The sequence below is a fragment of the Streptomyces sp. NPDC014656 genome, assembly GCF_043084305.1.
Classification (GTDB): domain Bacteria; phylum Actinomycetota; class Actinomycetes; order Streptomycetales; family Streptomycetaceae; genus Streptomyces.
Genome location: NZ_JBIBZN010000015.1, coordinates 193,917 through 216,791, shown reverse-complemented (window position 1 = coordinate 216,791; position 22,875 = coordinate 193,917). Strand labels below are relative to the sequence as shown.

General features: G+C 71.1%; 22 protein-coding genes and 1 riboswitch. Of the genes, 10 read left to right on the top strand and 12 right to left on the bottom strand.

All coding sequences use genetic code 11. The annotated features are described in order from the left end of the window. Positions 1-447 (top strand): 50S ribosomal protein L9, encoded by a 447-nt coding sequence (rplI, locus tag ACF1ED_RS29635; RefSeq protein ID WP_030493790.1) that lies wholly within the window; start codon positions 1-3, stop codon positions 445-447. 133 nt (positions 448-580) lie between these two features. On the opposite strand, the gene ACF1ED_RS29630 is transcribed toward rplI, so the two are convergent. Next, the gene (locus tag ACF1ED_RS29630; protein ID WP_391765597.1) at positions 581-1,918 is read right to left on the bottom strand and encodes an MATE family efflux transporter; all 1,338 of its coding nucleotides are present in this window, start codon (positions 1,916-1,918) and stop codon (positions 581-583) included. A 423-nt stretch (positions 1,919-2,341) separates the two neighbouring features. Here ACF1ED_RS29630 and dnaB point away from each other — a divergent pair, with 423 nt between their 5' ends. Continuing rightward, on the top strand, positions 2,342-3,847 hold the full coding sequence (gene dnaB, locus ACF1ED_RS29625) for a replicative DNA helicase (protein WP_391765595.1): 1,506 nt from the start codon (positions 2,342-2,344) through the stop codon (positions 3,845-3,847). A 37-nt stretch (positions 3,848-3,884) separates the two neighbouring features. After that, positions 3,885-5,267, top strand: coding sequence for a serine hydrolase domain-containing protein (locus ACF1ED_RS29620; RefSeq protein WP_391765593.1), 1,383 nt, complete (start codon positions 3,885-3,887; stop codon positions 5,265-5,267). Between the two features lie 68 nt (positions 5,268-5,335). Here the strand turns inward: ACF1ED_RS29620 and ACF1ED_RS29615 are convergent, their stop codons facing one another. The 3 genes from ACF1ED_RS29615 to ACF1ED_RS29605 all read right to left on the bottom strand — a co-directional run bounded on the left by ACF1ED_RS29615 (position 5,336) and on the right by ACF1ED_RS29605 (position 7,272). Then, positions 5,336-5,788 (bottom strand): GNAT family N-acetyltransferase, encoded by a 453-nt coding sequence (locus ACF1ED_RS29615; protein WP_391765591.1) that lies wholly within the window; start codon positions 5,786-5,788, stop codon positions 5,336-5,338. Positions 5,789-5,816: 28 nt separating this feature from the next. After that, complete coding sequence (locus tag ACF1ED_RS29610) at positions 5,817-6,275, bottom strand: MarR family winged helix-turn-helix transcriptional regulator (RefSeq protein ID WP_391765589.1); 459 nt, start codon at positions 6,273-6,275, stop codon at positions 5,817-5,819. A 133-nt stretch (positions 6,276-6,408) separates the two neighbouring features. After that, the gene (locus tag ACF1ED_RS29605; protein ID WP_391765620.1) at positions 6,409-7,272 is read right to left on the bottom strand and encodes a GNAT family N-acetyltransferase; all 864 of its coding nucleotides are present in this window, start codon (positions 7,270-7,272) and stop codon (positions 6,409-6,411) included. A gap of 202 nt (positions 7,273-7,474) precedes the next feature. Between ACF1ED_RS29605 and ACF1ED_RS29600 the strand changes: the two genes are divergently transcribed. Further along, entirely contained in the window at positions 7,475-8,707 is a 1,233-nt protein-coding gene (locus tag ACF1ED_RS29600) for a globin domain-containing protein (RefSeq protein WP_391765587.1), read from the top strand. Here the strand turns inward: ACF1ED_RS29600 and ACF1ED_RS29595 are convergent. The 4 genes from ACF1ED_RS29595 to ACF1ED_RS29580 all read right to left on the bottom strand — a co-directional run bounded on the left by ACF1ED_RS29595 (position 8,639) and on the right by ACF1ED_RS29580 (position 11,320). Next, positions 8,639-9,118: an NUDIX domain-containing protein gene (locus tag ACF1ED_RS29595; protein ID WP_391765585.1), complete on the bottom strand. Its 480-nt coding sequence runs from the start codon at positions 9,116-9,118 to the stop codon at positions 8,639-8,641. The genes ACF1ED_RS29600 and ACF1ED_RS29595 overlap by 69 nt on opposite strands. A 123-nt stretch (positions 9,119-9,241) precedes the next feature. After that, the gene (locus tag ACF1ED_RS29590) at positions 9,242-10,405 is read right to left on the bottom strand and encodes a cystathionine gamma-lyase (RefSeq protein WP_391765583.1); all 1,164 of its coding nucleotides are present in this window, start codon (positions 10,403-10,405) and stop codon (positions 9,242-9,244) included. 4 nt (positions 10,406-10,409) lie between these two features. Further along, a complete protein-coding gene (locus ACF1ED_RS29585; protein ID WP_391765581.1) occupies positions 10,410-10,928 on the bottom strand; it encodes a low molecular weight protein-tyrosine-phosphatase in 519 nt (172 codons plus the stop codon). Between the two features lie 8 nt (positions 10,929-10,936). After that, positions 10,937-11,320, bottom strand: a complete 384-nt coding sequence (locus ACF1ED_RS29580; protein WP_391765579.1) for a phage holin family protein — start codon at positions 11,318-11,320, stop codon at positions 10,937-10,939. Positions 11,321-11,370: 50 nt separating this feature from the next. On the opposite strand from ACF1ED_RS29580, the gene ACF1ED_RS29575 reads away from it, so the two are divergent. The 4 genes from ACF1ED_RS29575 to ACF1ED_RS29560 all read left to right on the top strand — a co-directional run bounded on the left by ACF1ED_RS29575 (position 11,371) and on the right by ACF1ED_RS29560 (position 13,785). Continuing rightward, positions 11,371-11,688 carry a cupin domain-containing protein gene (locus ACF1ED_RS29575; RefSeq protein WP_391765577.1) on the top strand — a complete coding sequence of 106 codons (318 nt, stop codon included), beginning with the start codon at positions 11,371-11,373 and terminating at the stop codon, positions 11,686-11,688. 239 nt (positions 11,689-11,927) lie between these two features. Next, entirely contained in the window at positions 11,928-12,146 is a 219-nt protein-coding gene (locus tag ACF1ED_RS29570; protein ID WP_351842824.1) for a DUF5326 family protein, read from the top strand. A gap of 295 nt (positions 12,147-12,441) precedes the next feature. Beyond that, positions 12,442-13,206, top strand: a complete 765-nt coding sequence (locus ACF1ED_RS29565) for an IclR family transcriptional regulator (protein ID WP_391765575.1) — start codon at positions 12,442-12,444, stop codon at positions 13,204-13,206. A 138-nt stretch (positions 13,207-13,344) separates the two neighbouring features. Beyond that, positions 13,345-13,785: an SsgA family sporulation/cell division regulator gene (locus ACF1ED_RS29560; RefSeq protein ID WP_391765618.1), complete on the top strand. Its 441-nt coding sequence runs from the start codon at positions 13,345-13,347 to the stop codon at positions 13,783-13,785. Between the two features lie 170 nt (positions 13,786-13,955). Here ACF1ED_RS29560 and ACF1ED_RS29555 read toward each other — a convergent pair whose 3' ends face one another. Continuing rightward, positions 13,956-15,446: a YibE/F family protein gene (locus tag ACF1ED_RS29555; protein ID WP_391765573.1), complete on the bottom strand. Its 1,491-nt coding sequence runs from the start codon at positions 15,444-15,446 to the stop codon at positions 13,956-13,958. Positions 15,447-15,484: 38 nt separating this feature from the next. Further along, positions 15,485-15,635, top strand: a riboswitch (TPP riboswitch). On the opposite strand from ACF1ED_RS29555, the gene thiC reads away from it, so the two are divergent. After that, a complete protein-coding gene (thiC, locus tag ACF1ED_RS29550) occupies positions 15,630-17,417 on the top strand; it encodes a phosphomethylpyrimidine synthase ThiC (RefSeq protein WP_391765571.1) in 1,788 nt (595 codons plus the stop codon). (Overlaps the previous riboswitch by 6 nt.) 126 nt (positions 17,418-17,543) lie before the next feature. Here thiC and ACF1ED_RS29545 read toward each other — a convergent pair whose 3' ends face one another. From ACF1ED_RS29545 to ACF1ED_RS29535, 3 genes are all read right to left on the bottom strand, one after another. Next, complete coding sequence (locus ACF1ED_RS29545) at positions 17,544-18,173, bottom strand: hypothetical protein (RefSeq protein ID WP_391765569.1); 630 nt, start codon at positions 18,171-18,173, stop codon at positions 17,544-17,546. Between the two features lie 161 nt (positions 18,174-18,334). Continuing rightward, the gene (locus ACF1ED_RS29540; protein ID WP_391765567.1) at positions 18,335-19,717 is read right to left on the bottom strand and encodes a metallophosphoesterase; all 1,383 of its coding nucleotides are present in this window, start codon (positions 19,715-19,717) and stop codon (positions 18,335-18,337) included. Between the two features lie 374 nt (positions 19,718-20,091). Then, a complete protein-coding gene (locus ACF1ED_RS29535; protein WP_391765565.1) occupies positions 20,092-21,198 on the bottom strand; it encodes a LacI family DNA-binding transcriptional regulator in 1,107 nt (368 codons plus the stop codon). Between the two features lie 568 nt (positions 21,199-21,766). Between ACF1ED_RS29535 and hisC the strand changes: the two genes are divergently transcribed. Continuing rightward, positions 21,767-22,864 (top strand): histidinol-phosphate transaminase, encoded by a 1,098-nt coding sequence (gene hisC / locus ACF1ED_RS29530; protein ID WP_391765563.1) that lies wholly within the window; start codon positions 21,767-21,769, stop codon positions 22,862-22,864. The last annotated feature ends 11 nt before the right edge of the window (positions 22,865-22,875 follow it).

Genomic DNA, 22,875 nt, shown 5'->3' with positions numbered 1-22,875 from the left:
ATGAAGATCATCCTCACCCAGGAAGTCTCCGGCCTCGGTGCGGCCGGCGACGTCGTCGAGGTCAAGGACGGCTACGCTCGCAACTACCTGGTCCCGCGTGGTTTCGCGATCCGCTGGACCAAGGGTGGCGAGAAGGACGTGGCGCAGATCCGCCGCGCCCGCAAGATCCACGAGATCGCGACCATCGAGCAGGCCAACGAGGTCAAGGCCAAGCTCGAGGGCACGAAGGTGCGCCTGGCCGTTCGCTCCGGCGACGCCGGCCGTCTCTTCGGCTCCGTGACCCCGGCCGACGTCGCCACGGCGATCAAGTCCGCCGGTGGTCCCGAGGTCGACAAGCGTCGCGTCGAGCTCGGTTCGCCGATCAAGACCCTGGGCTCGCACCAGGTGCTCGTGCGTCTGCACCCCGAGGTCGCCGCGAAGCTCGGCATCGAGGTCGTTGCCGCGTAACGCTGCTCTCAGCAGTTCTGCGCCCACGCAGAAGGAAGGGCCGCTCCCCTCACGGGGGCGGCCCTTCCGCCGTTTCACGTGGAACGTTCGCTTGGGTCCGTATGCGGTGTTTCACGTGGAACACCGCACACGCTCAGCGGGCGGCGCCCGTGACGATCCAGCGGCCGGAGCGCATCCGGAACCAGAGCGTGCCCATCCGGACCGCCATCATCAGCGTCATCGCCCACCACAGGGCGGTCAGCCCGCCGCCGAGCACCGGCACGAGCAGCGCGACGGGCGCGAAGACCGCCAGGGTGAGGAGCATCGCCCAGGCGAGGTAGGGGCCGTCGCCCGCGCCCATCAGGACGCCGTCGAGGACGAAGACGACCCCGGAGACCGGCTGGGAGACCGCCACGACGAGCAGGGCCGGCAGCAGGGTGGACTGGACGGCGGGATCGCCGGTGAAGAGCGGGATGAAGAGGGGACGGGCCAGGACGAGCAGCAGCCCGAGGGCCACCCCGGAGACCACGCCCCACTGGACCATGCGGCGGCAGACCTGGCGGGCGCCCTCGGCGTCGCCCGCGCCCAGGTAGCGGCCGATGATGGCCTGGCCGGCGATGGCGATGGCATCCAGCGCGAAGGCCATCAGACTCCACAGGGAGAGGATGATCTGGTGGGCCGCGACCTCGGTGTCGCCCAGTCGGGCGGCGACGGCGGTGGCGATCATCAGGACGGCGCGCAGCGAGAGCGTGCGGACCAGGAGCGGGACGCCTGCCTGGGCGCTCGCCCGGATGCCGGCCGCGTCGGGCCGGAGCGAGGCTCCGTGGCGTCGGGCGCCCCGGACGACCACGACGAGGTACGCGGCGGCCATGCCGCACTGGGCGATCACGGTGCCCCAGGCGGAGCCCGCGATGCCGAGCCCGGCGCCGTAGACCAGGCCGACGTTGAGGGCACCGTTGACCGCGAAGCCGCCGACGGCCACGTAGAGCGGGGTACGGGTGTCCTGGAGGCCGCGCAGGACGCCGGTGGCGGCCAGGACGATCAGCATCGCGGGGATGCCCAGGAGGGAGACCCGCAGATACGTGGTGGCGTAAGGGGCTGCGGTGTCGGAGGCGCCGAAGGCCTCGACCAGCCAGGGGGCCGTGGGCAGGGTGACCGCGACGACGGCGATGCCCAGGAGGAGGGCCAGCCATATGCCGTCGATGCCCTGCCGGAGGGCGGCGGGCAGATCGCCCGAGCCGACCCGCCGGGCGACGGCGGCCGTGGTGGCGTAGGCGAGGAAGACGAAGACGCTGACCGCGGTGGAGAGCAGGGCTCCGGCGATGGCGAGCCCCGCGAGCTGGGGGGTGCCGAGGTGCCCCACGATGGCACTGTCCACCATGAGGAAGAGCGGTTCGGCGACGAGGGCGCCGAAGGCCGGCAGGGCGAGGGAGAGGATCTCGCGGTCGTGCCGGCGCAGTGCGGCCTTGGAGCTCGTGGGGACCTGGGTCATGTGGCCAATCTAATCGTCCACAGGTAAGTGATGCAATGCACAAGTGATCCTTACTTGCGAGGGGATCGAGGCTTCGGGTGTGGGCTGTTTGTTCTGATCGTGGTCCCGGGGGAAAAGTTTTTCTCCCCCACAGCCCGTGGATGGAAAAAGCGCAGGTCAGAGCCCTGGGCTGGAGGGGGTTATGAGTTTGTCCACATGGCTGTCCCCCGGTCCGTGCACAGGATCTGGCGGCTTATCCACAGCATCTGGGCCTTCACCCACAGAGCCTGTGGATAACCAGATTGGCTCATGCCCCTCGCGGGCCTACCGTGGTCCGGCGCCCGACGCGCCAGAAGCGGACGCAAAGCCACTCTTTGATCAAGGCCGTGGCGTAAGAAGGAGTGGCGCGGCGAGGTCCGCGGAGCGGACGGGAAGAGGTGGCGGGTGAGCGTTCCCGAGCCCATGGACGACCCCTGGGCCGACGGCGGACCGAGCGACCGGCTGCCCGTCCGCACCCGGGGCGAGGGCCGCGGCGAAGGTCGTGGCGAGGGCCGCGGGCGCGGGCGGGGTCGCGACGAGCAGCACGAGCGCGGCAGCGAAGGTCCATGGGACGGCGGCCTCTCCGGCTTCGAGCGGGTTCCTCCGCAGGACCTCGACGCCGAGCAGTCCGTGCTCGGCGGCATGCTCCTCTCCAAGGACGCCATCGCCGACGTCGTGGAGATCATCAAGGGCCACGACTTCTACAAGCCCGCGCACGAGACCGTCTTCGGCGCGATCCTCGACCTCTACGCCAAGGGCGAGCCCGCCGACCCCATCACCGTCGGCGCCGAGCTCACCAAGCGCGGCGAGATCAACCGCGTCGGCGGAGCCTCCTACCTGCACACCCTCGTCCAGTCGGTGCCGACCGCGGCGAACGCCTCGTACTACGCGGAGATCGTCCACGAGCGGGCGGTGCTGCGGCGGCTCGTGGAGGCCGGAACCAAGATCACGCAGATGGGCTACGCGGCGGACGGCGACGTCGACGAGATCGTGAACTCGGCCCAGGCGGAGATCTACAAGGTCACCGAGCAGCGGACCACCGAGGACTACCTGCCGCTCGGCGACATCATGGAGGGCGCGCTCGACGAGATCGAGGCGATCGGCTCCCGCAGCGGCGAGATGACCGGTGTGCCCACCGGCTTCAGCGACCTCGACTCGCTCACCAACGGACTCCACCCCGGCCAGATGATCATCATCGCGGCCCGTCCCGCCATGGGTAAGTCCACCCTCGCCCTGGACTTCGCCCGGGCCGCGTCGATCAAGAACAACCTGCCCAGCGTCATCTTCTCCCTCGAGATGGGCCGCAACGAGATCGCGATGCGCCTGCTGTCGGCGGAGGCCCGGGTCGCCCTGCACCACATGCGTTCCGGCACGATGACCGACGAGGACTGGACCCGGCTCGCCCGCCGCATGCCGGACGTCTCCCAGGCCCCGCTCTACATCGACGACTCCCCGAACCTGTCGATGATGGAGATCCGCGCCAAGTGCCGCCGGCTCAAGCAGCGCAACGGCCTGAAGCTCGTCATCATCGACTACCTCCAGCTGATGCAGTCCGGCGGGTCCAAGCGGCAGGAGAGCCGCCAGCAGGAGGTCTCCGACATGTCGCGAAACCTCAAGCTCCTCGCCAAGGAGCTGGAACTCCCCGTGATCGCGCTCTCCCAGCTGAACCGTGGCCCCGAGCAGCGCACCGACAAGAAGCCGATGGTCTCCGACCTCCGTGAGTCCGGCTCCATCGAGCAGGACGCCGACATGGTCATCCTGCTCCACCGCGAGGACGCCTACGAGAAGGAGTCCCCGCGGGCCGGGGAGGCCGACATCATCGTCGGCAAGCACCGTAACGGCCCGACGGCCACCATCACCGTCGCCTTCCAGGGCCACTACTCGCGCTTCGTGGACATGGCACAAACCTGATCGTGCCGGGGTGAGGAGCCGAGGCATGATCAGTCGCATGACCTCAGCCTTCGAGCCCCTGTTGCCCACCACCGAGCGTTCCCTGCTGCACCGCGTGGCCCGCGCCCAGAGCGAGGGCCGCGCGCCCTCGTTCGTGGGTGCCGTGGCCCGCGGAGGAGCGATGGTCTGGAGCGGTTCCCGCAGCTGTGTCGACGGGCACGCCCCGGACGCCGACACGCAGTACCGGATCGGTTCGATCACCAAGGTGTTCACCGCCGTCCTCGTCCTGCGGCTCCGGGACGAGGGGCTGCTCGGCCTCGACGACCCGCTGGAGAAGCACCTGCCCGGTACGGGGGTCGGCGAGGTCACCGTCGCCCAGCTGCTCGGCCACACCGCAGGGCTCGCGGCGGAGACCCCCTCGCCCTGGTGGGAGCGGACGCCCGGAGCGACGCGGCCCGAACTCGCCGACGTCCTGGGGGAGACGCCCGCCCTCCATCCGGCGGGCCGCAGCTTCCACTACTCCAACCCGGGTTACACCCTCCTCGGCTCGCTGGTCGAGGCGGTGCGCGGGGTCTCCTGGGAGGAGGCGCTGCGCACCGAGGTGCTGGAGCCGCTGGGCTTGGACCGGACGACGGGGGAGCCGGTCGCCCCGCACGCCGGAGGCTGGGCGGTGCACCCCTGGGCCGACGTGATGCTCCCCGAGCCCGCGGAGGACCTGGGCGTGATGGGCGCGGCCGGCCGGCTGTGGTCGACCGCCGCCGACCTCTGCCGCTTCGGTGCCTTTCTCGTGGAGGGGGACGACCGTGTGCTGAGCGCCTCCTCCGTCGCCGAGATGCGGGTGCCGGTCGGCCCGCCCGCCGTCGGTGACCCGCTGATGGGGTACGGCTTCGGCCTTCAGGTGGCGCACAAGGAGGGCGGCACGCTCATCGGTCACGGCGGCTCGCTGCCCGGCTTCGTCGCCGGACTCTGGGTGGACGTCGAGGAGGGCCTGGTCGGTGTGGCCCTCGCCAACGCGACGAGCGGCCCGCTGACCGGGGTCGTGGCCACCGACCTCGTACGGATCGTGGCCGAGGCCGAGCCGCGGTTCCCCGAGCCGTGGCGGCCGCTGCCCGCGTCCGAAGTGGACCAGGAGCTCCTGGCGCTGACCGGCCCCTGGTACTGGGGGACGTACGCCTTCGGGCTGCGGCTCGGTGCGGAGCGCGGGGTGGTCCTGGAGCCGCTGCGGGGAGCAGGCCGCCGTGCCCGCTTCCGGGCGCTGCCGGAGGGCGGCTGGATCGGTCTGGACGGTTACTACGCGGGGGAGACGCTGCGTGTGGTGCGCCGTCCCGACGGCAGTGTGAGCCACCTCGACCTCGGCTCCTTCGTCTTCACCCGGGAGCCGTACGAGCCCGGGGACGCGGTTCCGGGCGGTGTGGACGAGAAGGGCTGGCGCGGGCTGTGACCTGCTGAGTCCGGAAGTGTGAGGGGCTCTGTTTCACGTGAAACAGAGCCCCTCACACGGCGGAAGCGTCAGAGGGCCCGCTTGAACCCCACGTGACTGGCCTCGAAGCCGAGCCGCTCGTAGAAGCGGTGGGCGTCGGTGCGGGTGGCGTCGGAGGTGAGCTGGACCAGGGCGCACTCCAGGCGCCGGGACTCTTCCACGGCCCATTCGATGAGCCGGGTTCCCAGACCGCTGCCGCGTTCGCCGGAATGGATCCGCACCCCCTCGATGATCGAGCGGGTGGCGCCGCGCCGGGAGAGTCCGGGGACGATCGTCAGCTGGAGGGTGCCGACCACCTGTCCTGCGCGCGTGGCGACGACGAGGTGCTGGTTCGGGTCGTCCGCGAGCCGGGCGAAGGCGGCGAGGTACGGCCTAGGGTCGTCCGGGGACTCCCGTTGGGCACCGAGGGGGTCGTCGGCGAGCATCGCGACGATCGCGGGCACGTCCTCGACGGCGGCGGGACGGATCTCAAGATCGCTCATGCCCGCAGCGTACGGCGCGGACCGGCCGTCAGACGGTGACGGTCTCGCCTTCGAGCACCTGCACCAGGGGGGCCAGCTCGGGGTTCTTCCCGGCCTCGTCCAGGGCCTCGCGCAGGGCGCGGTCGTTGGTGGGGCGGGCCTCCGCCAGGAGCTTCTGGCCGGCTTCGGTGACATCGGTGTAGATGCCGCGCCGGTCGGTCGCGCAGAGGTAGCGGGTGAGCAGGCCCCGGTCCTCCAGGCGCGTGACCAGACGGGTGGTGGCGCTCTGGCTGAGCACCACGGCGTCGGCGACCTGCTTCATCTGGAGGTGTCCGCCCGGGCCGTCGTGCTGACGGCTGAGGACGTCGAGGAGCGAGTACTCGCGGGCGCTCAGGCCGTGGCCGGTCTCCAGGGCGCGCTCGATGTGGGACTCGATCCGGCCGTGCAGCAGGGAGAGGGCGCACCAGCGCTGTGCGAGTCCGGTGAGGGCGGGATCCGTCGCGGTCATGGTCTCTCCTCGTCCCTCTCCTCGGCGGTGAGCTGCTCGGGATCCAGGGTAGACGATGGAACGCAATAGTGCGCGTGTGCAAGTATCGCGGGCTCTCGTCTCCGGGGATTCCCCGAGGCTCCGTTCCGGGGTGTCAGCCCGCCGCGACGGTCAGCGGGGCGAAGCGCCGGTCGGCGTCGCCGGGCAGGTCCGGGAGGGAGCGGATCATCATCGCGTTGGTGATGATCAGGTCCAGGCCGTTCTCCTTGAGCCAGCTCAGCAGTCCGGTGTGGCGGACGTCGACGTCGGTGCGGAGCGGACGGTCCGTGGCGGCCGCCAGCGAGGCCACCAGCGCCTGGGCGGTGGCGGTGTCGCGGGCGATCAGCGGTCCGATGACATGGGTGTCCATGTTGGGCCAGGCGGCGGCGAAGCCGGTGATCGCGTCGCCGTCGACGGCGACGCGCAGGTGGTCGGCGAAGGCCGGGAGCCGGGTGATGAGCGGGGTGCGGTCGAGCCCGAAGATCTCCTGGTCGAGGCGGAGGACCTCCTGGAGGTCCTCGGCGGTGGCCGCGCGGACCGTGACCGGCGGTGCGGGCACGGTGGCGGTGAAGCGGCCCTTCACCATCTCGGCGCGGCCGATCTCGGTGAAGCCGAGCCCTTCGTAGAGCGGCTGCCCGTTCGCCGTGGCGTAGAGGGTCAGCGGGGTCTCGCCGGCCTCTTCCAGGACGTATCGCATCAGCCGGCGTCCCACGCCCTGCCGGGCGTAGCGCTCGGCGACGAGGACCATGCCGATGGCCGCGAGTCCGGGGCCGTAGGAGGTGACCACGCAGCAGGCGAGCAGCCCGTCGCCGTCCGGGTCGTCGATGCCGTACCCGGTGCCCGCGGTGAGCAGCAGGCCCCACTTGTGTTCCTCGCGAAGCCAGCCGCGGTTCTCGGAGAGGTCGGCGCAGGCCAGGAGGTCGGTGGAGTCGAGGCGCCGGACGGGGAGCTGAGCGAGGGCGGCGGGGGAGATCGGCATGAGGGCCAGGTTCTCCGACGCGGTGATCATTCGTCCAGGGATTTTCCGGCTGATGTTTCACGTGAAACGCAGGCCCGCGCCGAAAGAGTGGAGCCTAGTCCGCAACCCGGTCCTTTGGCCCGAGAACGCCGCTTTCCGCCCGGAGCCCGGCGGGCAGCCTCCATGCTGCGAGCACGGAAGCCGGCTGCGTGAGGCGAGGCACATGATGGATGGTCCGACCAGCACGACGGGCGGGACGGGGGCCCGAATATCAGAGCCCTCCCCCGATGCGGTGCTCGTCCGCCGCACCCTGGAGGAGATCGCCCCGGTCGCCGACAAGGTGACGTCGTACTTCTACGCGCTGCTCTTCGTCCGGACCCCGGACCTGCGGGAGCTGTTCCCCGCCGCGATGGACACCCAGCGGGACCGCCTGCTCAAGGCGCTGCTCACGGTCGCAGAGCGGATGGACGACAGTGCCTTCCTCGGCGAGTACCTGGGCCATCTCGGCCGGGGCCACCGGAAGTACGGCGTCCAGCCGGCCCACTACCCGGCGGTCGGCGAGGCCCTGATCGGCGCGCTCACCCGGTACGCGGAGCGGAGCTGGGACGCGGAGACCGAGGGGGCCTGGGTGCGGGCGTACACGACGATCTCGCAGATCATGATCGACGCGGCCGCCCAGGACGAGGCGAAGGCCCCCGCCTGGTGGCAGGCGGAGGTGGTCTCGCACGATCTGCGGACCTCCGACATCGCCGTCCTCACGCTCCGGCCCGACGCTCCCTATCCCTTCCTCGCCGGGCAGTTCACGACTCTGGAGACTCCTTGGTGGCCGCGCGTCTGGCGGCACTACTCCTTCGCCTCGGCGCCCCGTCCCGACGGACTGCTCACCCTCCACGTGAAGGCCGTCCCGGCCGGCTGGGTCTCCCAGGCGCTGGTCCACCGGGCCCGGCCCGGGGACGTCCTCCGGCTCGGACCGCCGGCCGGTTCCATGACGGTCGACCACGCCGCCGACACCGGGCTGCTCTGCCTGGGCGGCGGTACGGGCATCGCCCCGATCAAGGCGCTGGTGGAGGACGTCGCCGAACACGGCGACCGTCGGCAGGTCGACGTCTTCTACGGCGCCCGCAGCGGCCACGACCTCTACGACATGGACACCCTGCTGCGGCTCCAGAAGACCTTTCCGTGGCTGGCCGTCCACGCCGTCACCGAGGCGCAGGGCCCGCTGCCGGAGGCGGTCCGCGAGGCAGGCCCCTGGACGGAGCGCGACGCCTACCTCTCGGGACCGCTCGGCATGGTCCGGCAGGGCGTCGACGTGCTCCGCGGCTCGGGTGTCCCCCACGAGCGGATCCGCCACGACTTCCTGGCGGAACTCGCCGTGGTGGGGGCCGGGTCAGCCGAGGTCGGGAGCGTGCATGGCGCGGACGCCCTCGATGTTGCCGTCGAGGTAGTGGCGCAGTGAGAGCGGCACCAGATGGACGGCGGCGATCCCGACGCGGTTGAAGGGCACCCTCACGATCTCGTACTCGCCGATCGGTTCGTCCATCTCCGGGCCGTGGCGCAGCCCCGGGTCCATCGACTCCAGCCGGCAGACGAAGAAGTGCTGGACCTTCACGCCGGAGACCCCGCCGTCGACGATGTGCTCGACGGTGTCGACGAAACAGGGGACCACATCGACGATCTTGGCGCCGAGTTCCTCGTGCACCTCGCGGTGCAGGGCCTCGACGACGGTGGAGTCGGAGGGCTCGACGCCGCCACCGGGCGTCACCCAGTAGGGATCCATCCCCGGTTTGGTGCGCTTGATGAGGATGAGGTCGTTTCCGTCGAGCAGGATGGCGCGTGCGGTGCGCTTGACCACGGGCCGTTCGGTCATGGGAAGAAAATGGCCCGTTCCCGCCGGGCTGAAACTCATCGATCTCCCCCGGTCCGGAACCGGCCCGTCGCACGTGACGCACAGGTGCGGCGGGCCGGGGCCGGGTCCCCCGGCCCGGGTCCGCTAGACGGCCGCCTTCCGCGACGCGTCGAGGGCCCGCAGCACGTCGGCGATCAGGTCCTCCGGATCCTCCGCGCCGACCGAGAAGCGGACGAAGCCCTCCGGGACGGCGTCCCCGCCCCAGCGCCCGCGCCGTTCCGCGGAGGAGCGCACCCCGCCGAAGCTGGTGGCGTCGTCGACCAGGCGCAGTTCGTCGAGGAAGCGTTCGGCCCGGCCGCGGTCGGCGAGCTCGAAGGAGATCACCGAGCCGAAGCGGCGCATCTGCCGCGAGGCGATCGTGTGCGAGGGGTCGTCCGGAAGCCCGGGGTGGCGCAGCCCGGTCACGTCGGGGTGGTCGGCGAGGACCCGGGCGAGCTCCAGGGCGGTGGCGCACTGGCGGTCGATCCGCAGCTGGAGGGTGGCCAGCGAGCGGTGGGCGAGCCATGCCTCCATGGGGCCGGGGATCGCGCCGACGATCTTGCGCCAGCGCCGGACCTCCGCGGCCCGTCGCGGGTCGCGGCAGCTGACGTGGCCGAGCAGCACGTCGCCGTGGCCGGTCATGCCCTTGGTGTCGCTGGCCACCGAGAAGTCCGCGCCGAGCTCCAGCGGCCGCTGGCCGAGCGGGGTGGCGAGGGTGTTGTCGACGGCGACGAGCGCCCCGCCGGCGTGCGCCTCGCGGACCAGCCGGCGGATGTCGCAGACGTCGAGGCCGGGGTTGGACGGGGTCTCGATCCACAGCAGCTTGGCGCCGTCGAGCACGTCGAGCTGGGCGTCCCCGCCGGTCGGGGCGGTGCGCACCTCGATCCCGTAGGCGCGCAGCTGTTCGTGGAGGAGCGGCAGGGCCTGGTAGCCGTCGGTCGGCATGACGACGGCGTCGCCGGCGGAGAGCTGCGAGAGGAGCACGGCGGAGATCGCGGCCATCCCGGAGGCGAAGACCACGGTCTCGACCCCGGTGTCGCCGGGCGCCTCCAGGGTGCTGACGGCCCGTTCCAGATGGGTCCAGGTCGGGTTCTCGTCACGGCCGTAGGTGTACGGCCCGCTGGGCTCGCCCGGCAGGTGGAAGTGGGCGGCGAAGACCGGCCCCGGCAGGGTCGGTTCGTGCTTCACGGGCTCGGGCAGTCCGGCCCGCACGGCGAGGGTCCCGTCGCCGGGACCCCCCTCGGGGTGGCTCTGTTCCTGAGGGCTCACGGTCTTACGGGGTCCTTTCCTTGATCTCGTCCCCCGATGTGCCGGCCCGGAGTCCGGCTCTGACCGCGTCGAGGAGTCCCTCGCTCGCGGCCTCGGCCATCTTCAGGCATTTCTCGAAGCCCTCGCGTCCGCCGTAGTAGGGGTCGGGGACGTCGAGCGCGTCCCCGGCGGCGGGGTCGTACGAGCGGAGCAGCCGGATCTTCGCCGCCTCGTCGGGGGTACGGGCGAGGCGGCGGAGCTCCCGGACGTGGCCCTCGTCGAGCGCGATCACCAGATCGAGGGCGGGAAACCAGGAGGCGCGGAACTGCCGGGCGGTGTGGGCGGAGGCGTAGCCGTGCTCCTCCAGGACGGCGACGGTGCGGGGATCCGCCCCGTCGCCCTCGTGCCATCCGCCGGTTCCCGCGCTGTCCACTTCGACCGCTCCGCCGAGGCCGGCCTCCTCCACGCGCGCGCGGAAGACGTGCTCGGCCATCGGGGAGCGGCAGATGTTGCCGGTGCAGACGAAGCAGACGCGGTAGGTCATGGGTCCGCTCAGTCGCCGTCGGGGAGCAGGACGTTGAGCGCCCACGAGACGACGGAGATGATCAGGCCGCCGAGGACGGCGGTCCAGAAGCCGTCCACGTGGAAGCTGAGGTCGACCTGGTCGGCCAGCCACGAGGTGAGCAGCAGCATCAGGGCGTTGACCACCAGGGTGATCAGGCCGAGGGTCAGGATGAAGAGGGGGAGCGTCAGCAGCTTGACGATGGGCTTGACCAGGAAGTTGACGAGGCCGAAGACCAGCGCGACGAGCAGCAGGGTGCCGATCGCCTTGCCGGTGCTCGCGTCGTCACCGGTCAGCGTGATGCCTTCGAGCAGCCAGATGGCGACTCCCAGGGCGCCCGCGTTGGCGAGCGTCTTGACTACGAAATTCTTCATGTGTCTGATCGTGGCAGAGACGATCGGGCAAAGGGCAGGGGCGAACGGCAGTGAAGGCATTCCGGCTGGACGAACTCGAGGCGGAGCGCCTCGCCAACGAGGGGGCGTACCTCCAGTTCCTGCGCGAACGGAACATGTCGGTGGGGCTGTACGCGCTCGACGCGGGCGCGCTGGACCCGCAGTCGCCGCACGCCCAGGACGAGGTGTACTTCGTGGTCTCCGGGCGGGCGGCGATCACCGTCGGGGAGGAGACGACGCAGGTGGCGCGGGGCAGCGTGGTCTACGTGCCGGCCGGCGTGCCGCACCGCTTCCACCACATCAGCGAGGATCTGCGGGTCCTGGTGGTCTTCTCCCCGCCGGAGGCGTGACGGGTTTTCACCCAGGGTTTCCCACCTCGGGTTTTCCGCTCGGGTTTTCCGCCCCGAGTTTCCCGTCCTGGGTCTTCCCGCCCCCGGGGTCTCGGGGCCGGACCCCCCGATTCCCCTAGGGGTCGGATCAGGGGAGAGCCCGGGCCCCCGAGGCCCCGTCGGGGCGGGGTTCCCGCCTAGCCTTGAGGTGTCGGGGACGGAGGGTTCCGGACGGGGCTTCGTGAGCGAAGGAGAGAGCCATGGCCGTACAGGAGATTCTCGCGGGACTGCCGTGGTGGGTGAAGTGGATCGCGATACCCGCCCTGGTGCTGCTCGTCTTCGGCGGAGTCATCACCAGCGTCCTCGCCTTCGTCGTCGGGCTGCTGTTCAAGGTGCTGCTGTTCGTCGCGCTGGTCGCCGGACTCATCTACGCCGTACGGAAGTTCGGCACCCCGTCGAAGTCCGACCGCGATTGGTAGCACAAGCTACTCATCGGTATTCGGTGTCTGCCGGGCATTAGCCCGGCAGAGGGAACGCGCTGGTGGAAACGGGGTGGGGTGAGGACAAGCCACTAGAGTGGCAGATCTCCGCCGAGTCGGGGGCTACGGGTGTAGATCTCCGGCAGACCGGCGGTTTCCCGCTCGTCCCTTGAGGGGTCCGTCCGACGGACCCCATCGGTGTACCAGGCCCCAGGCCCGGCGGGTGCGCGGGGGCGGCCCCCGCGGGCGGGTGCGGTCACGCATCCGTCGTCACGCCTGGGGGTGACCTTTGGCCATGGCTACGCAGACAGCTGCACCTACCCTGATCGGCTCGGTGCAGCGGGCGTTGAGACTTCTGGAGGCCGTGGCCTCCCACGAGGACGGCGCCCCCGCCAAGCAGCTCGCCCGGGAGACGGGCCTTCCGCTGCCCACGACGTACCACCTCCTCCGCACCCTGACGCACGAGGGCTATCTGCTCCGCGAGAAGGGTGCCTTCTATCTGGGGGAGGCAGCCGCCAGGTTGGCCGGCGGCGGGGCTGTGCAGAATCGTCGCATCAAGATCGAGGACTTCCTCGCCCACTGGCGGGACGAGATCGGTGTGCCGGTCTACTTCGCGCTCTACCGCGACGGCGAGATCGAACTGGTCTCGGTGGCGGACACTCCCAACTCCCCCGCGGTGGAGGAGTGGGCCGACTTCCGGGAGACCGGTCACGCCCATGCGATCGGGCAGTGTCTGCTCAGCCAACTGGATCTGAAGTCTCGTCAAGACCACCTTGACCGGCACCCGGTGGAAGCCATCACTCCGTACACGGTGCGTAACCGGCGGATGCTTTTGGAGCGTTTGGGTGGTTTGGGGCGAATGGAGCCCCTGGTGGAGCGTCAGGAATATGCGCTCGGCACGGTTTGTGCGGCCATCCCCATCACAGCGGGTTCCACAGCGGCCACTCTGGCCATTTCCCTCCCTCTTCACCAGGAAGAACGGTTGCTCCCAGCAGTCGAGCGACTACGTACGGAGATCGGAAGCCTCTTCAGTTCGCTCGCCTTCTCTATCAGTATCTGAAAAATCACTCCTTGTGATCCGCTAGCGCGTACAGCACGATTGCGTCAAGAGGGCCACGGGGGATCATTCCTGGCCGTTTCGGTCACAGCTTTCAGCAGCTGTGTTTACACAACTGCTCCATCTACTGCGGGGTACATGATGCGAGAGTCGGTTCAGGCCGAGGTCCTGATGAGCTTCCTCGTCTCCGAGGAGCTCTCCTTCAAGATCCCAGTCGAACTGCGATACGAGACCCGGGATCCCTACGCGGTGCGGATGACCTTCCACCTCCCCGGAGACGCGCCTGTGACCTGGGCGTTCGGCCGAGAGCTGCTGCTCGACGGGATCAACCGCCCGAGCGGTGACGGCGACGTCCACATCGCCCCGATCGACCCCGAGGGCCTGTCGGACGTCTCCATCCGGCTCCAGGTGGGCGGCGACCGCGCCCTCTTCCGCGCCAGCGCCCCGCCGCTCGTCGCCTTCCTCGACCGCACGGACAAGCTCGTCCCACTCGGTCAGGAACAGACACTGGGCGACTTCGAGGACAGCCTGGAGGCCGCGCTCGGCCGGATCCTCGCCGAGGAGAGCGCCGGCCCCGCCTGACCGGCGCCCGCTCCGTACGGCTGACACCGGCGCCCGCTCCGTACGCCCGACCCGAGGCGCCCCGCTCCGTACGGCTGCCGACCGGCGCCCGCTCCGTACGGCTGCCGATCCGCCCCGCCCGCGTACGGCCGCCGACCTGGCCCGCTTCCCGTACGGCCGCCGCGCGTCCGTCACTTCGCGCGGCGCCGCCGTCCGCCGCGGCCCGCCGTCCGGACGCCGGCCTCCTCGGACGGGCGGTCGGCCGACACCACCAGCGCCGCGAGCGCCGTCGTGACCGGCACCGAGGCGACCAGACCGATCGAGCCCACCAGGGTCCGGACGATCTCCTCCGCCACCAGCTCGCTGTTGGCCACCGTCCCCATGCTGCTCTGCGCGATGGTGAAGAGCAGGAGCAGGGGGAGCGCGGCACCGGCATAGGCCAGGACCAGCGTGTTGACCACCGAGGCGATGTGGTCGCGGCCGATCCGGATCCCGGCCCGGTAGAGCGCGCGCGGCCCCATGCCCGGGTCGGCCTGGTGGAGCTCCCAGACCGCCGAGGTCTGGGTCACGGTGACGTCGTCGAGGACACCGAGCGAACCGATGATCACACCGGCCAACAGTAGGCCGGACATGTCGATCTCCGGGTAGAGGCCGTGGATCAGTCCGGTGTAGTCGTCGGTGTTGCCGCTGAGCGAGGCCCAGCCGATGAAGAAGGAACCGAGCAGGCCGATCAGCAGCAGCGAGATCAGTGTGCCGAGGACGGCGACCGAGGTGCGCGCGGAGAGGCCGTGGCACATGTAGAGCGCGAGCAACATGATCGCGCTCGACCCGACCACGGCCACGACCAGCGGGTTCGAACCCTCCAGGATCGCGGGCAGGATGAAGAGCGTGAGCACCAGGAAGCTCACCGCCAGCGCGATCAGCGCCATCACGCCCCGCAGCCGTCCCACGAGCACGACCGCGAGCGCGAAGATGCCGGCGAGGACCGCCATCGGCACCTTGCGGTTCACGTCCGTCACCGAGTACTGCAGGTCCTTCGGGGCGTCGGGGGCGTAGGCGACCACCACGCCCTGGCCCTGGTCCAGTTGACGAGGGGCGTCCGGCTGCACGATCTCGGTGAAGCGACGGCCCGCGTCGGGCCCGCTGGTGACCTCGATCGTCGCCTTCTCGCACTGCCCCTGCTGCCCGTTGACCGCTTCGCGGCCCTGGGGGGTGGAGGTGTCGCCGGTGGGCGGCACCTGCGCGGCGTTCACGTCCTTGCAGTCCACCCGCTCGACCGCCACGACCTTGCCCTGTTCGGTCTGCCGGTCGAAGCCCACGCCGGTCCGCTCGTGCGCCGGCGTGCCGCCGGGCCAGAGCACCACGAGACCGACGACCACGGCGGTGGCGAAGGGGATGAGGACGGCCGCGATGACCCTTCGCAGATGGCGGGACACGGGTGCGGCGGGCCCGTGGCTGTGGCTGTGCCCATGTCCGGAACCGGTGCCATGGCCGGAACCGGAACCGTGGCCGTGGCCGGAACCCTGGCCGGGACCGTGACCGGAGCCGGCGCCGGAGCCGTGGCCCGGACCGTGCTGACCGGCGCCTGGGCCGGCGCCGTGCCCGTGCTCATGGCCGTGCGGATCGGGGTTCTGCTGCGAGGAAGTCACCGCCCGATCATCGCAAGAACGGCCGGGGCCCACTGTTCAGCACGCCAGGGAGGGCGCTAGCCTCGTGACACCTTTGCACACGCGGGAGCTCGGAGCACCGGGCTGAGAGGGCGCTGATCACCGTACGCGCGTACTGACTGACGTACGTACGGGAGGAGGCTGCGCCGACCGCCGAACCTGTTACCGGGTAATGCCGGCGTAGGGAGATTCGGTCTCATGACCATTCAGGACGCACGCACGCCTGCCTCCGACCAGAAGGACCCGAACGGCGCGCGCACGCCGGGCTGGCACAAGGGGTACGTCGAGGGCTCCCGCCCCGACCTCCGGGTGCCGGTCCGACAGGTGCACCTCACCAACGGCAAGGACGTGACGCTGTACGACACGTCCGGTCCGTACACCGACCCCGCCGTCGACACCGACGTCCGCCGGGGCCTGGCCCCGCTCCGCGAGAACTGGATCATCGCGCGCGGCGACACCGAGGAGTACGCGGGCCGTCCGGTCCGCCCCGAGGACGACGGCATCAAGCACACCTCGCCGCGCGGCGGCGGGCTGAAGAACCTCGACGCGGTCTTCCCGGGCCGCCCGCGGCTGCCCCGCCGCGGCCGCACGGGGCAGGCCGTGACCCAGCTCGCGTACGCCCGCCGCGGGGAGATCACCCCGGAGATGGAGTACGTGGCGATCCGGGAGAACGTTTCTCCCGAGGTCGTCCGCGAGGAGATCGCGGCGGGCCGCGCGGTGCTGCCGGCCAACGTCAACCACCCCGAGATCGAGCCGATGATCATCGGCAAGCGGTTCCTGGTGAAGGTCAACGCCAACATCGGCAACTCCGCCGTCACCTCCTCGATCGAGGAGGAGGTGGAGAAGATGACCTGGGCGACCCGCTGGGGCGCCGACACGGTCATGGACCTGTCCACCGGCCGCAACATCCACACCACCCGCGAGTGGGTGCTGCGCAACTCCCCCGTGCCGATCGGCACCGTGCCGCTCTACCAGGCCCTGGAGAAGGTCGACGGCAAGGCCGAGGAGCTGACCTGGGAGATCTACAAGGACACGGTCATCGAGCAGGCCGAGCAGGGCGTGGACTACATGACCGTGCACGCCGGCGTGCTCCTGCCGTACGTGCCGCTCACCGCGCGCCGCAAGACCGGCATCGTCTCCCGCGGCGGCTCGATCATGGCGGCCTGGTGCCTCGCGCACCACAAGGAGAACTTCCTCTACACGAACTTCGAGGAGCTCTGCGAGATCCTCGCGGCGTACGACGTCACCTACTCGCTCGGCGACGGTCTGCGGCCCGGATCGATCGCCGACGCCAACGACGACGCCCAGTTCGCGGAGCTGCGCACCCTCGGCGAGCTCAACACCATCGCCAAGCGGCACAACGTGCAGACGATGATCGAGGGTCCGGGCCACGTCCCGATGCACAAGATCAAGGAGAACATCGACCTCCAGCAGGAGATCTGCGAGGAGGCGCCGTTCTACACCCTCGGCCCGCTGACCACGGACGTCGCGCCCGCCTACGACCACATCACCTCCGGCATCGGCGCGGCGATGATCGCCTGGTGGGGCACGGCGATGCTCTGCTACGTCACGCCCAAGGAGCACCTGGGCCTGCCGAACCGCGACGACGTGAAGACCGGTGTCATCACGTACAAGATCGCGGCGCACGCGGCGGACCTCGCCAAGGGGCACCCGGGCGCCCAGGAGTGGGACGACGCCCTCTCGGACGCGCGCTTCGAGTTCCGCTGGGAGGACCAGTTCAACCTGGCCCTCGACCCGGACACCGCCCGTGAGTTCCACGACGAGACGCTGCCGGCGGAGCCCGCGAAGACGGCCCACTTCTGCTCGATGTGCGGCCCGAAGTTCTGCTCGATGAAGATCTCCCAGGACATCCGCCGCGAACACGGCGGGGACCTGAAGAAGGAGGAGATCGTGGCCGGCATGGCCGAGAAGTCGGCGGAGTTCGCCGCCTCCGGCAACCGCGTCTACCTGCCGATGGCGGAGTAGCCGCCGCTCGTACGGGACGCGCCCCGGCCCGCGGTTCACGGGGGGATCGCGGGCCGGGGCGCGTTTCCTACGGCGGAGTGTGCCGGGGGTGCGTCCGGGGCGCGTCAGGGCGATGCCCGGGACGCGTCAGGGTGCCGGAGGCGGCGGGGCCGGGTCGGTGGCGGTGAGGGCGGCCTGGAGGAAGGGGATGACACCGCGCTCCAGGAGGGCTTCGCGCCAGTCGGCGCGGGCCCGGGAGAGCTCGTCGTCGGGGGCGCCGGACTCGGCCGGGCTGTTGCGGAGGGCCGTCAGGAGGAGGCCGGCGCCGGCGCAGAGCAGTCCGGCGGCGGCGAGGGCGCCGAAGACCAGGCCGGCGGTGAGCAGGGTGGTGCCCAGGGCGGCGGCCGGGGCGAGCAGATGGACCACGGCGCCGACCAGGAGGAAGATCGCGGCCGCCGTGCCGGCGAGCACCGGGACGAGGACGGTGAGGACCGCGACGGCGCCCGGCGACTCCTCCGGGCCGGGGGTCCGGGGGCGGTTGGAGGCGGCGCGGTGCTCTTCGCGCACCTTGGTGAAGTGCTCGTACTCGCTCGCCGCCGCCGCGGTGATCAGCGCCGTCGCGTTCAGCGCCATCGCGCGGAGCTGGGCGGCCGTCAGCCGCGTGCCGGCACCGTCGAGTTCCGGCCGTTCCGGCGCGGTGCGCAGTGCCTCGTCGAGGAGCCGCTCGTACTCGGCGCGGTCCTCGGTCAGCAGGTGCGGAGCCACGTTCATGTGCATCCCCCGATGCTCGGTGGGCCGGGACCGGCCGTGGAGAACGGCGGTCCGGGCGGAAGCGGAGGAGAGCCTGCCTAGCTGGGGAGAACGATGGTAGGGCCGTGACCGTGCGCGCTGACAGGGGGTTTCCGGAATTCGCCTTCCCCGGCTGCGCAGGGTGAGAGTCAGTCCGCCAGCGGGAGTTGGACCACCAGCAGCTTTCCGGCCATGGTGACTCCGCCGTCCATCGCGATGGCGAGCCCGTCGGCGTAGACGTGCGGGCCGTCGACGGCCGGGCGGGAGTCCTCCTCGCCGTCCTCCGTGCCCACCTGTCCGAGGAGGTACGGGATCGGGCTGTGGCCGTGGACGATCCGGGAACCGCCGTAGGTGCCGAGCAGCTCCTGGACGGCCTGCGGTCCGCCCTCGTCGCGGAAGGCGAATCGCTTGGTGAACTTCCGGAAGAGGTCCCAGACCTCGTCGGCGTCGTTGCGCCGGATGATCTCGTGGACCGTCTCGTTGACGTCCTCGATGGTCTGGCCGTAGTCGAGGTACGCGGTGGTGTCCGAGTGCAGCAGCAGGTGGCCGTCCTCGTGGACGACGGCGTCGAGCCGGGACATCCACTGGAGGTGGACGTCCTGGAGGCGGTCCATGTCGTGCTTCTGTCCGCCGTTGAGCAGCCAGGCGGCCTGGAAGGTGGCGGTGCCGGCCCCGGAGTTGACCGGGGTGTCGCCGAAGCGCTTGGCGCCGATGAGGAGCAGTTCGTGGTTGCCCATGAGGGCCTTGCAGTAGCCGCCGGCGGCGGCGGCCTCGGCGGAGAGCCGCATGACGAGGTCGATGACGCCGATGCCGTCGGGGCCGCGGTCGGTGAAGTCGCCGAGGAACCACAGGCGGGCGTTGCCCGCGGCCCAGCCGCCGTTCTCGTCGACGAGGCCCTGGGCGCGCAGTGCGGCGACGAGTTCGTCGAGGTAGCCGTGGACGTCGCCGACGACGTAGAGCGGGCCGGGGCCGTCGCCCGTGGGGGCGGGCGCGGGGGCGGCTGCCGGGGCGACGGGGACCTGGAGGGTGTCGCCGCGCTGGATGACCGGCAGGTCGCGCTCGGTCGGGGTGTAGCCGTCCGGGAAGTCGCCGGGGTAGCCGCCGCCGGGGTGGGGCGCGGTGGCGTGTCCGGTGGTGTGGCCGGTGGCCTGCACGGTGGTGTGCGTGGTGGCGTGGCCGGTGGTGTGCCCGGTGGCGAGGGGAGCGCCGGGGGCGGCCGTTTCGCGGTACGCGGCGGGCTCGGGGCGTACCCGCGGCTCGGCGTACGCGGCCGGCTCGGGGTGCGCGGCCGGCTCCGGGCGTGCGGCGGACTCCGGGTACGCGGCGGGCTCGGGGCGTACCGGCGGTTCCGGGAACGTGACCGGTTCGGGGTACGCGGCCGGGCGGGTGCCCAGGTGGAGCGTGGGATCGGCCGGCGCGGCGGGCGGCTCGGCCGGGTGGCCCTGCACGGGCACCCGGGCGTACGGGGGTACGCGGAAGTCACGCAATGTCGCCGTGCGCTCCACGGGATCCTGCCCGGCCCCCTGAGTCATCGACCCCTCCACCACCGTCGCGATGCCCTGCACATCGCGGACCGGCCTGGTCGGGGGGTCCGCGGTGTCGTGCGCCCATCATAGGAATGAGGGTCCGCCTGTGTGACGCACCAGGGGTGGTGAATCCGGGTTCGCTCCGGGTTCACCGGTTGTTTCGCCCGAATTGAGAAGGTCCAGTCCAGGGTTGGGTCCGGCGGAGTGGCCGGTTTCGCCGTCTCCGCCCACGGGCAGGGGTCGGACGGCGCTCGTTCTTCCGGTCGTGCACTGGTCGTGCACCGGTGGTGCGAGGGGGCGTGCGCGGGGTCGTACGAAGGGTTTCGGCGGGTCGTCGTCCCGGCCGCTCTTTCGGCGCGGCCGGGGTCCGGAGGGTGTCGTCAGTCGTTCGCGGGCGTGCGCGGCGGGCTGACCGTCGTCCGCGGCGACCGGCGCTGCGAAGAGGTGCGGATGATGAGTTCGGTCGGTATCACCTGCTCGACCGGCCCGTCTCCTTCGACTCCCTCGATGGCGTCGATGAGGAGCTGGACGACGGCCGTGCCGATGCGGCGCGGTTTGAGCGAGAGCGTCGTGATGGGCGGTTCGGTCGTGGCGTACACGGTGGACTCGCTGCAGCACACGATCAGCAGGTCGTCGGGGACGCGCAGGCCGTAGCGCCGGGCGGCGGCGAGGAGGTCGGTGCCGTTGGGGTCGAAGAGACCGTAGACGGCGTCGGGACGGTCGGGGCGGGCGAGCAGCCGGTCGGCCGCGACGGCGCCCGCGCACGGATCGTGCGCCGGGTAGGCCTCGTAGACGGGGTCCTGTCCGACCCGCTCGCACCAGTTGAGGTACGCGGTGGTGGAGAGGCGGGTGTAGGTGTCGGTGGTGGTGCCGGTGAGGAGGCCGATGCGGCGTGCGCCGGCGTCGGCGAGGTGGTCGAGGAGGTCGAGGACGGCGGCCTCGTGGTCGTTGTCCACCCAGGCGGTCACCGGGAGCGTGCCGGCGGGGCGTCCGTCGGAGACGACGGGGAGGCCCTGCCGGACGAGTTCGGTGACGACCGGGTCGTGGTCGGAGGGGTCGATGACGACGGTGCCGTCGAGGGCGACGTTCGACCAGACGTCATGGCGTGATGTCGCGGGGAGGATGACGAGGGCGTAGCCGCGGGCTAGCGCGGCCGAGGTGGCTGCCCTGGCCATCTCCGCGAAGTAGGCGAACTCCGTGAAGGTGAAAGGTTCATCCCCGTACGTGGTCACGGTCAGGCCGATCAACCCCGACTTGCCGGTGCGGAGCGTGCGGGCCGCCGCGGAGGGGCGGTAGCCCAGCCGGTCGGCGACCTCGCGGACGTGTCGGCGGGTGGCGTCCGGGAGTCGGCCCTTGCCGTTGAGCGCGTCGGAGACAGTCGTGATGGAGACCCCGGCGGCGGCGGCCACGTCCCGGATGCCTGCCCGGCCCTGCCGGCTTCCCCGGGTCTGTGCCCGGCTCACCTGGTGCTTCCCTGCTGCTGTCATGGCGAGCCGATAGTAGGGCGATGAGGGGTGGGTGAGACGGCCGCATATGCAGGCGTTGACAGGCACGTTTCTGCATGGCCTAGAGGGCTCAATGGGGAGATAATCCAAGGTAGTTGAGGCATTTCCCATGCGAGTCGATGTCGTCGGGGGGGATGGGCCTGGCGTGGGGGCGAGGTCTCGAAGAGGTCTCAACTCACCTCTACGGGGGATGCGCGCCACGGCGCTCGCCACCGGCGCACGCCACCCACTCGCGCGCCCCCCTCTTGGGAGAGGCCGGGCGGAGCGGGGTTCGCCCCCCTCGGAGAGACCGCCGGAGAGACCGCGGGAGAGACCGCGGGAGAGACCGCCGGAGAGCTCATCGGGAAGGTCATCGGAGAGGCCGGCGGAGAGGTCGGCCGGGTCCCTCGGGGAGGCCGACGGGAGACCCTCGGGGAGGTCCGTCGAGAAGTGTCGGCGGGGAGGTTTTCCACAGCGTTGCAGGGCTGTTGTCCACAGCCCATTCGCAGCGGAGGGGAATCCTCATAAAGTGAGAAGCATTGGCGGTACGGACGGTCGAGGAGGCCACACTGTGAGCGAGACGAGCGGGACGAGCGCGTCCACCCCGAAGCTGCGCGCCGAGCTGGACGGCGTCCCCACCTACAAGCCGGGCAAGCCGGCCGCGGCGGGGGGCCCGGTCGCCTTCAAGCTGTCCTCCAACGAGAACCCCTACCCGCCGCTGCCGGGCGTGATGGAGAGCGCGCTGGCCGCCGCCGCGAACTTCAACCGGTACCCGGACATGGCCTGCACCGCGCTGGCGGAGGAACTGGCCGACCGCTTCGGCGTCCCCGTCTCCCACATCGCCACCGGCACCGGCTCGGTCGGCGTCGCCCAGTCACTGCTCCAGGCGACCTCGGGCCCGGGCGACGAGGTGATCTACGCCTGGCGCTCCTTCGAGGCGTACCCGATCATCACCCAGATCAGCGGGGCGACCTCGGTGCAGGTGCCGCTGACCGCCGACGAGGTGCACGACCTCGACGCGATGGCGGCCGCGATCACCGACCGGACCCGCCTGATCTTCGTCTGCAACCCCAACAACCCGACGGGCACCGCGGTGCGCCGGGCCGAGCTGGAGCGCTTCCTGGACCGGGTGCCCTCCGACGTCCTGGTGGTGATCGACGAGGCGTACAAGGAGTTCGTGCGCGACACCGACATCCCGGACGGCGTCGAGCTCTACCGCGACCGGCCGAACGTGGCGGTGCTGCGCACCTTCTCCAAGGCGTACGGCCTGGCGGGGCTGCGGGTCGGCTTCGCGATCGCCCACGAGCCGGTGGCCGCCGCGCTGCGCAAGACGGCGGTGCCGTTCGGCGTGAGCCAGGTGGCGCAGGACGCGGCGGTGGCCTCGCTGCGCGCCGAGGACGAGCTGCTCGGCCGGGTCGGCGCGCTGGTGGCGGAGCGCGAGCGGGTCCGCGCGGGGCTCGTGGCCCAGGGCTGGACGGTCCCGGACGCGCAGGCGAACTTCGTCTGGCTGCGGCTCGGTGAGCGGACCGTGGAGTTCGCGGCGGAGTGCGAGCGGCACGGCGTGGTGGTGCGTCCGTTCGCGGGGGAGGGCGTGCGCGTCACGATCGGCGAGACCGAGGCGAACGACCTGTTCCTGAAGGTGGCGGAGGGCTTCCGTCAGGGAGCCTGACGGTTCGGGGA